General features: G+C 42.8%; 13 protein-coding genes. All 13 read left to right on the top strand.

The features are described 5' to 3' along the window. Positions 1-15 precede the first annotated feature (15 nt). Positions 16-282, top strand: a complete 267-nt coding sequence (locus tag OTG27_RS17750) for a PTS sugar transporter subunit IIB (RefSeq protein ID WP_053536259.1) — start codon at positions 16-18, stop codon at positions 280-282. Between the two features lie 31 nt (positions 283-313). After that, positions 314-1,582, top strand: a complete 1,269-nt coding sequence (locus OTG27_RS17755) for a PTS ascorbate transporter subunit IIC (RefSeq protein WP_063575201.1) — start codon at positions 314-316, stop codon at positions 1,580-1,582. 118 nt (positions 1,583-1,700) lie between these two features. Next, positions 1,701-2,546, top strand: coding sequence for an HAD family hydrolase (locus tag OTG27_RS17760; RefSeq protein WP_268937611.1), 846 nt, complete (start codon positions 1,701-1,703; stop codon positions 2,544-2,546). 772 nt (positions 2,547-3,318) lie between these two features. After that, on the top strand, positions 3,319-4,344 hold the full coding sequence (locus OTG27_RS17765; protein ID WP_098863908.1) for a LacI family DNA-binding transcriptional regulator: 1,026 nt from the start codon (positions 3,319-3,321) through the stop codon (positions 4,342-4,344). A 210-nt stretch (positions 4,345-4,554) separates the two neighbouring features. Next, positions 4,555-5,322 carry an SDR family NAD(P)-dependent oxidoreductase gene (locus tag OTG27_RS17770; RefSeq protein WP_223255775.1) on the top strand — a complete coding sequence of 256 codons (768 nt, stop codon included), beginning with the start codon at positions 4,555-4,557 and terminating at the stop codon, positions 5,320-5,322. A 35-nt stretch (positions 5,323-5,357) separates the two neighbouring features. Next, positions 5,358-6,545 (top strand): iron-containing alcohol dehydrogenase, encoded by a 1,188-nt coding sequence (locus OTG27_RS17775; protein ID WP_268937612.1) that lies wholly within the window; start codon positions 5,358-5,360, stop codon positions 6,543-6,545. A gap of 4 nt (positions 6,546-6,549) precedes the next feature. After that, entirely contained in the window at positions 6,550-7,983 is a 1,434-nt protein-coding gene (locus tag OTG27_RS17780; RefSeq protein WP_268937741.1) for an aldehyde dehydrogenase family protein, read from the top strand. A 53-nt stretch (positions 7,984-8,036) separates the two neighbouring features. Beyond that, complete coding sequence (locus OTG27_RS17785) at positions 8,037-8,660, top strand: cupin domain-containing protein (protein WP_098863906.1); 624 nt, start codon at positions 8,037-8,039, stop codon at positions 8,658-8,660. Between the two features lie 2 nt (positions 8,661-8,662). Beyond that, entirely contained in the window at positions 8,663-9,436 is a 774-nt protein-coding gene (locus tag OTG27_RS17790) for an alpha/beta fold hydrolase (RefSeq protein WP_268937613.1), read from the top strand. Beyond that, positions 9,426-10,202 (top strand): HpcH/HpaI aldolase family protein, encoded by a 777-nt coding sequence (locus OTG27_RS17795; protein WP_268937614.1) that lies wholly within the window; start codon positions 9,426-9,428, stop codon positions 10,200-10,202. Before OTG27_RS17790 ends, OTG27_RS17795 begins: the two co-directional genes overlap by 11 nt. Positions 10,203-10,259: 57 nt before the next feature. Continuing rightward, the gene (locus OTG27_RS17800; protein WP_053536252.1) at positions 10,260-11,498 is read left to right on the top strand and encodes an ester cyclase; all 1,239 of its coding nucleotides are present in this window, start codon (positions 10,260-10,262) and stop codon (positions 11,496-11,498) included. A 63-nt stretch (positions 11,499-11,561) separates the two neighbouring features. After that, a complete protein-coding gene (gene hisD / locus OTG27_RS17805) occupies positions 11,562-12,815 on the top strand; it encodes a histidinol dehydrogenase (RefSeq protein WP_268937615.1) in 1,254 nt (417 codons plus the stop codon). Between the two features lie 595 nt (positions 12,816-13,410). Then, positions 13,411-14,592: an MFS transporter gene (locus tag OTG27_RS17810; protein ID WP_268937616.1), complete on the top strand. Its 1,182-nt coding sequence runs from the start codon at positions 13,411-13,413 to the stop codon at positions 14,590-14,592. The last annotated feature ends 1 nt before the right edge of the window (position 14,593 follow it).

Below are 14,593 nucleotides of genomic sequence, written 5' to 3' on the forward strand. Positions count from 1 at the left end.
AAAGGAGAGATTGATATGAAGAAAATCATGGTAGTATGCGGAAATGGATTGGGAAGCAGCTTCATCATGGAGATGAATGTGAAGAAAGCATTGACGGAAATGGGGAAGACAGCCGAGGTGGACCATACGGATCTGGCATCCGCAAAAACGGTTCAGGCTGATATTTTCCTGGGAGCGGCGGATATTGTCGGTCAGCTAGATGATGGAACCCGGACGATCGTCACACTGGAAAACATGATGAGCATTCCTGAAATCACATCGAAATTAACTTCACATCTATAAGAAGAAAACATAAAGAAGAGGGGGAGAGGCAATGCTGGAACTTATCATGAATGACATCTTGGGTACACCTTCCATACTTGTGGGGCTGTTTGCCCTCATTGGACTGCTGTTACAGCGGAAATCCAGTGCGGATGTCGTATCCGGAACGCTAAAAACCGTCATGGGCTTCATTATCATCGGAGCGGGAGCGGCGGTGCTCATTGGAGCCCTTGATATATTCAGTAAAATGTTCGATCATGCATTCAACGTACAAGGCGTCATACCGAATAACGAAGCCATTGTCGCAGCCGCCCAAAGTGATTTTGGGACTTCGACTGCACTTATCATGGTATTTGGGATGGTTGTCAATGTTTTGCTTGCTCGTTTCACGCCATTTAAATATATATTTTTAACGGGACACCATACCTTATTCATGGCTTGTTTACTTGCAGTCACCCTATCCGTCGGCGGGCTCAGCGGATTTCCGCTTATCTTGGTCGGCTCCATCTTATTAGGAGTATGCATGGTGTTGTTCCCAGCCCTCCTTCAGCCATACGTACGGAAGATTACCGGCAGCGATGATTTTGCCATCGGCCATTTCGGGACTATCGGATATTTCGTATCCGCGAATGTGGGAAAATGGTTTGGAAATAAGGAAAAAACGACAGAGCAAATCAAGGTTCCCAAGTCTTTAGGATTCCTGAGGGACACATCGGTCGCTGTATCGCTTACGATGACGATGTTCTTCGTGATCGTCGCATTGTTTGCCGGGCAGAACTATATTGAAACGGAATTATCCGGCGGTTCGAACTTCATCGTATTCTCTTTCATCCAGGCGATAACATTTGCTGCGGGAGTCTACATCATCCTTGCAGGAGTACGGATGTTAATTGCTGAAATCGTCCCTGCATTCAAAGGGATTGCCGATAAAGTCGCGCCGAATACAAAACCTGCATTGGACTGTCCGACCATCTTTCCATTCGCTCCAAATGCAGTGATCATCGGGTTTCTATTCAGTTTCCTGGCTGGACTACTATCCATGTTCCTCCTTCCGGCACTTGGATTGAAAGTAATCGTTCCTGGGCTCGTACCGCATTTCTTCACCGGAGCTGCAGCAGGTGTTTTCGGAAATGCCACGGGAGGCAGACGCGGAGCGATGCTTGGATCGTTTGCCAACGGACTCATCATCAGTTTCCTGCCGGCAATACTCCTGGTCTTCTTGGGAGATGTAGGGTTTGAAGGCACCACATTTGGTGATTCGGACTTCGGTGTGGTAGGTCTCTTGATCCTGAGTGTCATGAAACTTTTAGGATTATCCTAAACTGTTATACTGATAAGGTACAGAAATAAAAATATATGAATGAAACCAACAGCCTAAGATCTTATAGATAATGGGCTGTTGGCATTTTATCATCATTCTGATTTTTGAGGTGATTGGCATGGCCAACAAAGCAATTGTGCTTGATTTGGATGGCACGACATTGAATGAAAGAAATACTGTGAATGAGACGCTGGAACAATACATAGGCGAACTTAGGGAAAGCGGTAAGCTGATTTTCATTGCAACAGGAAGAACGCTGGAAGAGGTGAGGGACGTTTTGCCGGCCGGCATGGAGGCCGACGGAATGGTGACCGCCAATGGAATGTCCGTATTCATCGGAAAGGAACAGATTGTCGAACACGCCCTGTCGACGGAACTTGTCGAAGAATTGGTCGCCAAAGCAGGGGCGGAAGAGATTTTTTACGAAGTTCATCCGAACGAAGGAACACGGATGGCATTACTTAAAGATAAAGACTATATGGTTAAACAAGGTTTGAAACCAAAACCTGAAACAGTCGATGAAAATGAATGGCTATCAAGACAGGATGCAGTCGAAGACAAAATAAGATGGTCAGAACAACTGGATATAAAGAGCGTCGCCAAAATCTACTTTTTCAGCAATGAAATGAATACGATTCGAAAATGGAAAGCGGAGTTGGGGAAAATCAAGCAGTACAATGCCTTTACCACAGCTTCCTCCACCCATCATAATGTAGAAGTGACCGTGGAAGGCATCACAAAAGCAACAGGCGTTCAACTGCTGCTGAAACATTTTCAGCTAGCACCCGAAGAGATCCTGGCAGTAGGCGATGGCGAAAATGACCTCCCGCTATTTAAACTCGCCGGACATTGCGTTGCCATGAAAAACGCCACTGACCTTGTCAAAGAACAAGCCGATGAAGTGACGGAGTATTCATATCGAGAAGATGGACTGTATCGCTTTTTAAAGGCAAAGTTTCACTGAAACCTGGAAGAGCGAGTGTCTTACGTTCCAAACAACGTATGAGTTTTGACAACTTAATTATGTCTACAAAAGGGGTCGGAATGGTATCATTCCGGACCTTGATATTAAACAAGATTCCTTAATGGTTTTAAACTGTTTGAAACCCTCAAAGGATTGAAGAAATTTGCGACACTCCTGCCGAATAACAGGCTAGAAGAAACCCCACAGACGCTTGCTTTGATGCGGCTTGGCAGACAGCCGGCGGAAAGGGAGCGGATTTCTGACATCAACTGGAACGTGTTTTAATTTGTCTACAGTCTAGAAGTTACAGCAGTTTATAGACAAAAAGAGATCCATCTAAGTTTTAAAGGCAAAGTTGATTGGAACGGAAGGTACGAGACTCCTGCGGGAAAAGCGTGTCCAGGGAAGACCCCACAGGCGCAAAGGCGCCGAGGAGGCTTCCGGACCGCCCGCGGAAAGCGAGTGCCTGTATTGGAAATTAACGATTTTTGCAAACTCAATTAATATCGAGCTTATCTCCAGAGCCCATCTATAAAGATCGGCTCTTTTTCCTATAGGATAAGATGAGCAACAAACGCTTACTTTAAATCCTCAGATTTTCCGAAAAATACAACCTGACGCAATCCAAAACCCAAAACAGTTCCATAACTGGAAGTAAAATTTTAAATATTATGATATATTAAAGGGAAATCATAATGTTTATATTGATATAAATACGTTATTTTAGTTTCCTAGGATAACAATTACTAGACGTAGAAAGGATTTATGAAGCATGAAGAGAGTGACGACAGAAGATGTGGCCAAAATAGCGGGTGTTTCACAATCAACCGTTTCCAGGGTGCTGAATGATTACCCCTATATTAAGAAAAATACGCGTGACAAGGTTCTTGCTGTCATTAATGAACTGGGATTTACAAGGGATGAAATAGCCAGAAGCCTTGTTGAAAAAAGAACCAAATCAATAGGGTTGATATTGGGAAGCATTTCAAATCCATTCTTTGCCGAAACGGCGGAAGTCATCATAGAAAGGGCACAAGAATTAAAATATGATGTCATCGTTTACAACACGGGGCATAAAGATGAAAACTTGGAACAAGCCATTAACTTGCTGATTGGCAAAAGGGTAGAGGGAATCATCCTTACAAGCGTGAGTAAAAATTATACTGAAAAAATTAAGAAGTTACATGATAATGGATTTCCCGTATTATTATATAATAGTTTCCTCGATATCAAGGACGTTAATTTTATCGTAATGGACAATAATAAAGGTGCCAGGCTCGCTGTTCAGCATCTAATAAAATTAGGACATAAAAAAATAGCGAAAATATCCGGCCCATCCAAATACTTGGCAACATATGAACGAACGGTTGGTTATAAAGAAGAGATGATGGAGAACGGGTATGAAATTGATGAAGGCTTGATTTTCAATAGCGAGTTTTCCTATGACAAGATTTATTCATTTACAAAAAAACTGCTGAAAAAGAAGGACAGGCCGACGGCAATCATAGCCGCATCCGATCAGATGGCTCTCGCAGTCCTAGATGCAGCTTCAAGCCTGAATTTGAAAATCCCTGCTGATTTATCGGTTGTTGGGTTTGATAATATAAGATTGTCCGCTAATGAATTCATAGGTCTGACCACAATATCCCAACAAATGGATCAAATGTCTTTAACAGCTCTGGAAAAATTAATCTTTCTCATCGAAAATAAAGAAACATCATCTTCATCCATACAAATTTTTCTTAAGCCTGAACTGATGGTCCGTAAAACAACAGGGCCAGCCCCCGTACAAGATTAAGGGGAATGGCCGGTTTTGGATCTGACCTTATGTGTATTCACTTTCATAAAAATCGGGATTTTTTAAAATTTTACTATTTACAAAAGTCAGAAAGTTGTTTATATTTTAATTTGTAATCGCTAACAAGTATTTTGCATCATTTTGAATACGTATTCAAAATCAAAATGCAAAATGAAAAATCGCCTCGATGAGGTAAAGATAGGTGATAGATTGGATATAAATCATTTATTTAATTTAAGCGGTAAAGTGGCCATCATAACAGGTGCAAGTAAAGGAATCGGTAAAGACTTAGCCCATTTGCTTGCGCAGGCCGGTGCCGATATAGCAATAGTTGCCCGCAATAAACAGCAACTTGAAGAAGCAGCACATGAAATCGGGCAAACCGGTGTAAATGTTTTACCCGTTTCATTCGACTTAACAAAGGTTGAAGAAACGGCACAAGTAATGGAAGGGATATACAAACACTTCGGTAAGATTGATATTTTAATAAATAATGCAGGAATAAACGTGGCAAAGCCAGCTGAAGTGTTGACATCGCAAGAGTGGGACACCGTCCTGGACATTAATTTAAAAAGTGTATTTTTTACGAGCCAAGCGGCAGGGAAGTATATGATCGACCAAAAAAAAGGCAAGATCATAAACATGTCTTCGCAAATGGCATTCGTCGGTTATTACAAACGGGCTGCATACTCCTCCAGTAAAGGAGGAATTACACAGTTGACGAAAGCGCTCGCGATAGAATGGGCACCGCATCAAGTCAATGTCAATGCCATTGCTCCAACCTTCATTGAAACACCGATGACCAAGCAGATGTTTGAAGATGAAACGTTCAAAGATGAAGTATTGAGCAGGATTCCGCTTGGCAGACTTGCTAAAACGGAGGATTTATTTGGCGGCGTGGTTTACCTGGCATCAGATTGTTCAGATATGATGACAGGTCAAACATTGGTGGTCGATGGCGGTTGGACCGTCTGGTGAGTTTTTTGAATACGTATTCAAAAGGAGGGTGAATGATGTCTATAGCTCAAAATATAATCCAAGATTTTCGAATGACGACAGTTTTCCGGGTTGGTGTTGGGGCATTTACGACGTTAGTAAAGGAAATTGAAGAGCTGGGAGCCAAGAAGGTTGCGATTGTAAGTGACAAGGGTCTGGAAAAGGTTGGCGTTGTTCAAAAAGTGTTGGATCATATTAAGCCTCTATCCGTACCAACCATTACATATACGGAGATATCGGGAGAGCCGACGTTTCAGCTATTAAAGGAGGCCGTACTAACGCTAGATGCCGAGAAATGTGATGTAATCATCGGAATCGGCGGGGGAAGTGCGCTGGATGTAGCCAAAGCAACGGCAGCTTTATGCGGGAAAGACGATATAACAAGTTATCTTAACGGTGAAAAAGTGGTGAAAACGAGAACGGTTAAATGCATTCTTTTGCCGACAACTTCAGGAACAGGTTCGGAAGTGACGATGAATGCCATTTTCGGTGATGAGGAGCTGCAAGTAAAAAGAGGGATCGTAAGCCCGGTATTCCTTCCGGATGTAGCGATCATCGATCCGGAATTGACCATTTCCTGCCCGGCACGAGTTACTGCGGCATCAGGGGTGGACGCCTTTACACATGCCATTGAATCTTATATTGCCACCAAGGCTACACCGCTTACGAAAGTTTATTCAGAGAAAGCAATGAAACTATTTCCTGCGAACATTACGAGAGCTGTCCATAACGGAAATGATTTGGATGCACGGACAGGAATGAGCTGGGTAAGTTCATTAGCGGGTGTGGCTCTAGCAAATGCAGGGGTTGGGGCGGTTCATGCACTGGCCTATCCGCTAGGAGGTAAATACCATATTGAGCATGGTGTCGCAAATGCCCTTTTAATGCCATTCGTTTTCGAAGTGATTGGGAAGACATGCACGGAAGAAATGATGGAGGTAGCGTCCTTTTTACAGTTGGGTGATTTCAAATCACAGCCAAGCGAAGCATTGAAGGCAGTTGTTGATTATATGTATCAGCTTCTGGAGGATCTTGATTTACCTACATCGTTATCAGAACTTGGGATTGAAGAGGAATCATTACCGATACTGGCGGAACAGGCGGCCAAAATTGATCGCTTGCTATCGAACACTCCTTATAAGCTAAATGAACAAAAGATTCTCGGAATCTATCAAAGCGCCTTTAAGGGAAGGGTGGGAAACTGACTTGATCAAGACAAATTCCGATAAAAAGAGATTATACATCGGCGGCGAGTGGCTGGAAGGTAATGATCATTACGATCTTCGGTCCCCTTATTCCGGCAGAGTGATCGCGCAAGTGCCTTTGGCAGAAAAGGAGACGGTACTAAAAGCGATAAAATGTGCGGAACAAGGTGCAAAAGAAATGAAAAAGCTAACAGCCCTTGAGCGCTCCAATATCTTGGAACGTGCAGCCGAAATTTTCAAGGAAAGACTTGAGGAATATGCATTAATACTCGCTAAGGAAAATGCTAAGCCATTAAAGGCGGCAAGGGGCGAAGTTTTACGCACGATTGAAACATACAAGTTTGCAGCAGAAGAGGCAAAACGGATTCATGGTGAAACGATTCCGATGGACGCGGCTAAAAATGGCAAAGGACGCTTTGCTTATACAAAGCGTGAACCGCTCGGCGTCATTGCTGCCATCACACCATTTAACTTTCCATTTAATTTAGCGGCACATAAGCTTGGTCCCGCGTTTGCTGCAGGCAACTCGGTCATTTTAAAACCGGCTTCACAGACACCGCTTAGTGCATTGGCCGCAGCCAGAATTTTTGAAGAAGCAGGTTTACCTAAAGGCGCCCTGAATGTTGTCACAGGTAAAGGAAGCGTCGTCGGCGACGTATTGGTCACTGATCCGAGAATTAAAATGGTCACATTTACAGGAAGTGTTGAAGTCGGTTTGGGGATCAAAGAAAGAGCTGGCTTGAAAAAGGTGACATTGGAGCTTGGTTCCAATTCTGCTGTCATCATCGACAGTGCTGCTGATTTGGATGCCGTTGCACAGCGCTGTGTCGAAGGTTCCTTTGCCTATTCAGGTCAGGTATGCATCTCTGTCCAGCGAATTTATGTACAGGAAGATTTATATGAGTCGTTTTTGCAAAAGTTTACCGAAAAGACGAAGCAGCTAAAATTTGGGGATCCGGAATCAGAAGATACAGATCTTTCCGCGTTAATCAGTATAAATGAAGCAAAACGAGTGGAAGGGTGGATCGAATCGGCTAGAAACGCTGGAACGGAAATCGCATATGGCGGTCAAAGAACAGGTGCAATCCTTCATCCAACTATTATCAAAAATGCGGGGTCAACACAGGAAGTAAGCTGCCAAGAAGCATTTGCCCCCATCGTTTCAGTCAATTCCTATAAAACATGGGATGAAGCCATCGACCTTGTGAATGATTCTTTATACGGCCTCCAAGCAGGCGTCTATACGACCTCGATGCCAAAAGCTTTTGATGCTGTAGAACGGCTTGAGGTCGGAGGTGTCATCGTGAATGACATCCCATCATTCAGAGTGGATCACATGCCATATGGCGGAGTGAAAAACAGCGGGACTGGCAGGGAAGGGATTAAGTATTCAGTCGAGGAAATGACTGAATTAAAACTAGCCGTCTTTACTCTCTAAATAGCGCGATCATGAAAATAAAAAAATTAACGAACACGGAAGGGGAAATTAAAATGTCAGTACAAGAACCTAAAGTAAAAAAAGCGGTAACGAATGAGGAAATGGAAAACAATTGGATCGTCCGTTTTGATCAAATGAAATCAAAAGGAATACCGTTAATGTTCATTGATAGTATCATTCCGGGTCATCAACGTCTCAACTATACATTAATTGGGGATACAGCAAGCGAAAATGATAATTTCACACCTGAAATTACCGAGCCGCATGGTTTTCAAATTGGAATGGTGAAAGCCCAGAAAGGAAACGGCCCTGCTTACCATACACATGATTACATTGAATCCTTCCTTCCTCTCTCAGGAAAATGGCGTTTCTACTGGGGGAAGGGTCCTGATGAAATTGATGGCGAAACGATCATCGATCAATGGGATTTAATTTCATTACCGCCAGGCTTATGGAGAGGATTCGAAAACATCAGTGAAGAAGATGCTTGGATCTTCGCCGTTCTTGAACAACATAAAGTATTTGATGGAAAAGACCCTTACTGGTCGCCAAAGGTGATCAAGGATGCAGCTGAATATGGATTCTTTGCCAATGATTTAGGCAAAATGATTAAACCCGATAACTTTGAAGAACTTGAAAAGGAAATTGCCGATAAATTGAAAATGGGTGAAAAATAAACATGGGTAAAGTACCGCTCATTTTGCTTCCGGGTACGCTTTGTGATGAGCGTCTATGGGAATTGGTGAACCTCTCAGATCTAGCGGATGTGAAAGTCTGTGATGTGTCGAAGGCTGATACTATAGAAGGAATAGCAAAGTCGGTATTGGAAGAGGCACCTGATAAGTTTGCACTTGCAGGCTTATCCCTGGGTGGCATCATTTCTCTGGAAATCATGCGAATAGCACCGGAACGGGTCATAAAGCTAGCGTTGCTTGATACGAATCCAAACCCTCCCCAACCTGAACAAATAACAGGCTGGGAGAGGTTCATCGAAATGGCGAATAATGGCCAATTTCTCGATATTACACGCAATTATCTTCTCCCGGTGTTAATCCATCCAGACCGGAGAAATGATGAAGCATTAGTTTCAAAGATCATCGATATGGCTGAAAAGGTCGGCAAAGAAGGGTATATCAATCAGATAAAAGCCGTGATGACGCGCTCTGACCAACGTCCCATCCTTGCTGCTATTGAATGCCCGACCATGATTTTGGCAGGAAAGGAAGACAGGGTATGTCCTGTTCATATGTCTGAATTTCTAAAAGAGAACATCCCGGCGGCGAGTCTTGAAATCATTAGTCATTCGGGTCATTTAAGTACGTTAGAACAGCCTGAAAAAGTGAGCGCTGCAATGAGGAAATGGTTGTCATTGAAGTGCCGGGAACTGGACGTGATTTTGCAGCATGGAACGAGATACAGTCTGCAGAAAGAGAGGGAAGACGATGAAGAATAATGCCATAAAGGACAAAATCAAACGCGGGGAACAAGTTCTTGGTGCATTTTTAGGGATAAATTCCCCGCCATTAGTCGAAATGCTCGGTTATGCCGGCTTTGATTTCGTCGTAATAGATGACGAGCATGGTGCATTCAGTGCATCAGAGCTTGAAAACATTATCCGTACGGCGGATTCTGTTGGGGTTGTCCCGATCGTCCGTGTTTCATGTGACCCTTCGAGTATTCAAAAGGCTTTAGATCGCGGAGCAAAAGGTGTACAAGTGCCAATGGTCAATACAAAGGAAGAGGCATTTGAGGTAGTTAAGCGGGCTAAATTCCCTCCATATGGAAATAGAGGAGTATCGTATTCCACCAGACCGGCGCGCTACGGAAAAGATGGCGGAAAACCCTATTTAGATGAGAGTAATGAAAATGTTATGATAATTGTGCATATTGAGACACTCGCTGCAGCAAACAATTTTGAAGACATTGCAACAGTTCCTGGTATTGATTTGGCATTTATCGGTTCTACAGACCTCTCGGTGAACATGGGATACCAACTGGAAGGCGCAAGTCATCCTGAAGTGCAAAAGGTCATCGATGAACTGTTCATAAAAGGGAAAGAGCTTGATATGCCAATTGGTACCGTTGCCAGTAACAGCGCTGCCGCTAATGGGGCTTTTGACAAAGGCGCCCAATATGTCGGGGTCATATTGAATAATGTGATTACGTCTGCGTTAAATGATGTTGTCTCTGCAGGCAAGGCCACTCAATCTGTTAAATGACTTTACAAGAAGTACAGCATTTTGACGAAACTACTTTATACGAAAAGGATGGTAATAATGGCAGAAAAAAAGACAGGTTCAGTGCAAGTGGCTCCAAAAGAAGAAAAAACAACAATGAATGCAAGCCAACCGGTCAAGAAAACACCGAACTTCATCTTCTATGCGGATGCTGAAGACGTTAATATGCTCGATACAAAAGATGATTATGATTACATTAATATAGAAGAAACGAATCAAAAGAAACAGAGAATGAACGGCTTTGACCCGGAATACAACAACATCGTAGATTATATTGTGAAAATCACACGGCAAATCTGGAAAGAGAAAGACATCGGACTTATTTACGATACGTATAGCACAAGCATATCCGTTCATAAAGGGTTGATCAATAGCCATGGGGTTAACGAAGTCATCTCAGGTACGCTGCAAACACTGCATGCTTTTCCGGATCGGAAGGGGCTTGGTTGGAGTGTAATCTGGTCAGGGGATGATGAAGCAGGATTTTTCACTTCACACCGGGGCCGTTCTGTTGCAACGAACCTTGGAGATAGTTTATACGGTCCTGCCACTGGAAAGAAAGTGATGTTCAGAACAAGCGCTGATTGTATGATCTTAAATAATAAGATTTACGAAGAATGGCTTGTGATGGATACATATCATCTTGTCCTGCAACTTGGCTTGGATCCGGTCGAGTTTGCTAAAAAAATGGCTAAAAGTACGCAGAAGCTTGCTCCTGCTATACAGTTTGGATTTAAAGAGACAGCAGAAACGGGGCTACCTCCTAAACTATTCACGCCATCCTCTGATGAGTTCGAGATAGGGGAGTTCATGCAGCTTGTATTCAATCGAATTTGGGCTCGGCGCTCATTTAACTTTGTTCGGGAATATTATGAGGAAAATGCAGTCGTTCATTATGTCTGCAACAAGGATGTAATCGGAGTAAGTGAAATTCAAGGAATGTTCATGAGCCTCTTTGCCTCCATACCGAATGGGAAGGTGATTCTTGAGAGGGTAACTTGCAATAGGCGCGGCTCTGACAGTGATTGGGATGTAGCGGTTCGCTGGAGAATACAAGGAGTGCACGAAGGAACGGGATACTTCGGCGCCCCTAGCGGAAAAGCCATTGATATTGCCGGCATCAGCCACTATAAAATCCGTAATGAAAAAATCTCGGAGGAATGGCTATTGTTTGATGGAATGGAAGTGTTGCGTCAAATCTATTTGCCAGATGAAAACGAATCACAACAAGATGGTGAATCCACAATGGATGATGGGAATTTTACCGGCGTATCATGATTGCCAGTTGACGGCTGTGCTGCAGCCGTCTCTTCATTAAACAACGATTAGGGGGAAAATAGGATGGAATATATGAAAAAAGCGGACGTAGTTGAACAGACCTCTTCACATGACGTGGAACAAACGGTGAAGTCGATTATTGAACATGTAAAAGCAGGCGGGGATGATGCCGTACGGGAATATGAAAAAAAATTCGGTGATTCCGATCGTCCGGTCCGGGTTAGTGAAGAGGAGATCGAGCATTGTATCAGGACTCTTCCAGAAGAGGTAAAGGTGCTGATCGATCGAGTCGTGGAAAGAGTATCCGATTTTGCTAAAGCACAGTTAAGCTGCCTCACTCCATTCGAAAAGGATTTTGGCGAGGGTATTAAAATGGGGCATAGAATCGTACCGATCGAAAAGGTGGGGGCTTATGTTCCAGGGGGGAGATTCCCATTATTATCATCAGGACCCATGGTCGTTGCCCCGGCAAAGGTAGCAGGAGCAAAAAGAATCGTTGCAGCAAGCCCGGCCAATTATGAAGGCGGTATCCATCCGGCCGTTTTATATGGCTTGATCCGCTCCGGTGCTACAGACATTTTTGCAATTGGCGGGGCGCAGGCCATCGCTGCCATGGCATATGGAACCGAATCCATCCCGGAAGTGGATATCATCGCTGGACCAGGAAACCGGTTTGTAGCAGAAGCAAAGCGTCAAGTGTTCGGTAAAGTGGGCATAGACCTTATTGCCGGACCAAGTGAAGTGATGGTTTTTGCTGATGATTCGGCTTCACCTCAGAAAATAGCGGCCGATTTACTTGCCCAGGCCGAACACGATCCGTACGCACGGGCCATTCTTGTCACAACGTCCAGAACGATTGCCGAAGAAACAGAAAAAGCAATCGAAGGCTTTTTGAAAACCTTCTCACCATCTTCCCCTGCACACGAATCATGGGAAAAAAGAGGGGAAATCATTTATGCAGATTCATTACAAGAAGGACTGGATATTTGCAATGATTATGCCATTGAACATCTCCATTTGCATATCAAAAATAGCCGTGAATTGATGGATAAGCTAAATAATTATGGATCACTATTCCTTGATGAGGGCAGTTCCGTCGTCTTCTCAGACAAAGTCTCTGGAACGAACCATACATTGCCGACTCAAAAAGCAGCAAGATATACAGGAGGACTTTGGGCAGGAAGTTATGTGAAGGTCATGACACATCAGGAAATCACAGGTCAAGGCATTCAATTCCTGGCATCCCATGCGGAAGATCAATCCGAAATCGAAGGCTTGGAAGGCCATAAATTATCGGCCACTGTCAGGTTGACATGATGTTGAGCATATAAAAATTAGGAGACTGAAGATAAAGGGGTTCTATCTAAAAGTTAAAACAAAGTTGATTGGAGCGGGTATGCGAGACTCCTGCCGGAAAAGCGCGCGCCTGGAGAAGAGATCAATGTTCAAAAAAATGTAGATAAACTCGTTTTTTCATCGATTTTGTCTACAGTCGCCGTAGAATATTATTCTATTGATTTAGTGAAAAGCAAATGAATGCCTATGATATTGTAAAAAAATGAATTCCTTTAGTCTATTTAACTTAAGTGAAGTGTAGGTTACTGAGGTCAAAGCGAGGACTTTATACGCTAATACCATTAGAATTTAAAAAAGTGTATTAGAGGATAATATCCTCGTTTTACCCTGCCTCATAATTTTATATCACAGCCCAAAGGACGGTAATAAATATATTCCTTAATATTTACTCTTTGTTGGATATTTTGGTTGTGGCATCTAAGGGGCTTACTTAAGGGCATTCGATAAAGGCCTTCAGGCATCACGAATTTTCGAGCTGATTCAACTGCTCCTTTTTTGGCAAGAGGTAAGTGAAAAATAACAATGAGGTGACCTAATGAACAAAGTCCAATTTCGGTTGAATATTATATTATTTTTCATCATAACCGTTCTCTTCTTTATTAGCATTTCAGCCTTTGATCCATTTATTTCATCATACGCCAAAGATTTAGGGATCTCACCTGCAGTGATAGGCAGTGTGATGGGAGTGACGGGGCTAGCATCCATGTTCTTCCGTTTCCCGCTTGGCGTATTCTCGGATATGCTGAACAAAAGAAGATTGATCATTCAAGTTGGGCTTTTAATTACAATCATTGGTTGGATAATCGCTTTTATAGAACCAAACGCCACTACCTTATATCTCGCGAAATTTTTGGATGGTATAACGGGGGCTACATGGGTTCTATATACTGTAATGTTTGCCTCTTATTTCGGTGTCCATAATTCTGCAAAAGCTGTTGCTTTTTTAACTTTGGCAGATTACATTGGGGCTTTAGTGGGTTCGGTAATAGGTGGAATTGTCGCAAACAGTTACGGATATTCATATTCTTTTCTTGTTGCCGTTTTTGCTGCTTCTATCGCCTTTGTTTTAACGTTCCTTTTGAAAGAGAAAAAAGTTACAGTGAAAAGGGAAAAAGATGATATAAAAAGAATCGTTAAGGAACAAATTACCGATAAAAACTTATGGCTTTTATCTCTGCTAGCAATCATAACGCTGATGGCTTCTTTTGGAATGAGAGTTACATTTACACCTCTTGTGGCAAGAGATTTAGGGGCTGATGCGATTGCTCTGAGTTGGCTATCGAATACGTTTTTAATTGCAGGAGGGATTGCTGCTGCATTATGTGGAGGATTTTTTTATAAAAAGTTGGGCTTAGTGAACACAGCTATTGCAGGAGCATTTTTACAATGTGTTGTTGCTATTTTGACACCATTTGCACCAAACTTACCATTGCTCTTTTGTTTGCAAGCGCTTTCCGGTATCGCCTTTGCATTGAATTTTACTGTTTTAATGTCATTAAGTATTATGGATATTCCAGAACATAAGCAATCCACGAGGATGGGATTTTTTCAAAGCGTGTTTTCGTTTGGAATGTTTTTTGGTCCGGTTTTGATGGGGATATTGACAGAGGCATTCTCAAGAAGTTTTAGCTTTATAATAATAGGAATCCTTTCGGCTATTTCAGGTATATTGATAAAACTTTTTATTAGAACAAAAGCAAATGAAAGCTTTCCAAACGTGAGGGATCAGGTTAGTTAAA

This window comes from Peribacillus sp. AS_2 (assembly GCF_026891895.1).
GTDB lineage: Bacteria > Bacillota > Bacilli > Bacillales > DSM-1321 > Peribacillus > Peribacillus frigoritolerans.

Coding starts and splice junctions, on each gene's coding strand:
- OTG27_RS17765 (WP_098863908.1), top strand. CDS start 3,319: ATGAAGAGAGTGACGACAGAAGATGTGGCCAAAATAGCGGGTGTTTCA.
- OTG27_RS17800 (WP_053536252.1), top strand. CDS start 10,260: ATGGCAGAAAAAAAGACAGGTTCAGTGCAAGTGGCTCCAAAAGAAGAA.
- OTG27_RS17785 (WP_098863906.1), top strand. CDS start 8,037: ATGTCAGTACAAGAACCTAAAGTAAAAAAAGCGGTAACGAATGAGGAA.
- hisD (WP_268937615.1), top strand. CDS start 11,562: ATGGAATATATGAAAAAAGCGGACGTAGTTGAACAGACCTCTTCACAT.
- OTG27_RS17775 (WP_268937612.1), top strand. CDS start 5,358: ATGTCTATAGCTCAAAATATAATCCAAGATTTTCGAATGACGACAGTT.
- OTG27_RS17790 (WP_268937613.1), top strand. CDS start 8,663: ATGGGTAAAGTACCGCTCATTTTGCTTCCGGGTACGCTTTGTGATGAG.
- OTG27_RS17795 (WP_268937614.1), top strand. CDS start 9,426: ATGAAGAATAATGCCATAAAGGACAAAATCAAACGCGGGGAACAAGTT.
- OTG27_RS17760 (WP_268937611.1), top strand. CDS start 1,701: ATGGCCAACAAAGCAATTGTGCTTGATTTGGATGGCACGACATTGAAT.
- OTG27_RS17750 (WP_053536259.1), top strand. CDS start 16: ATGAAGAAAATCATGGTAGTATGCGGAAATGGATTGGGAAGCAGCTTC.
- OTG27_RS17755 (WP_063575201.1), top strand. CDS start 314: ATGCTGGAACTTATCATGAATGACATCTTGGGTACACCTTCCATACTT.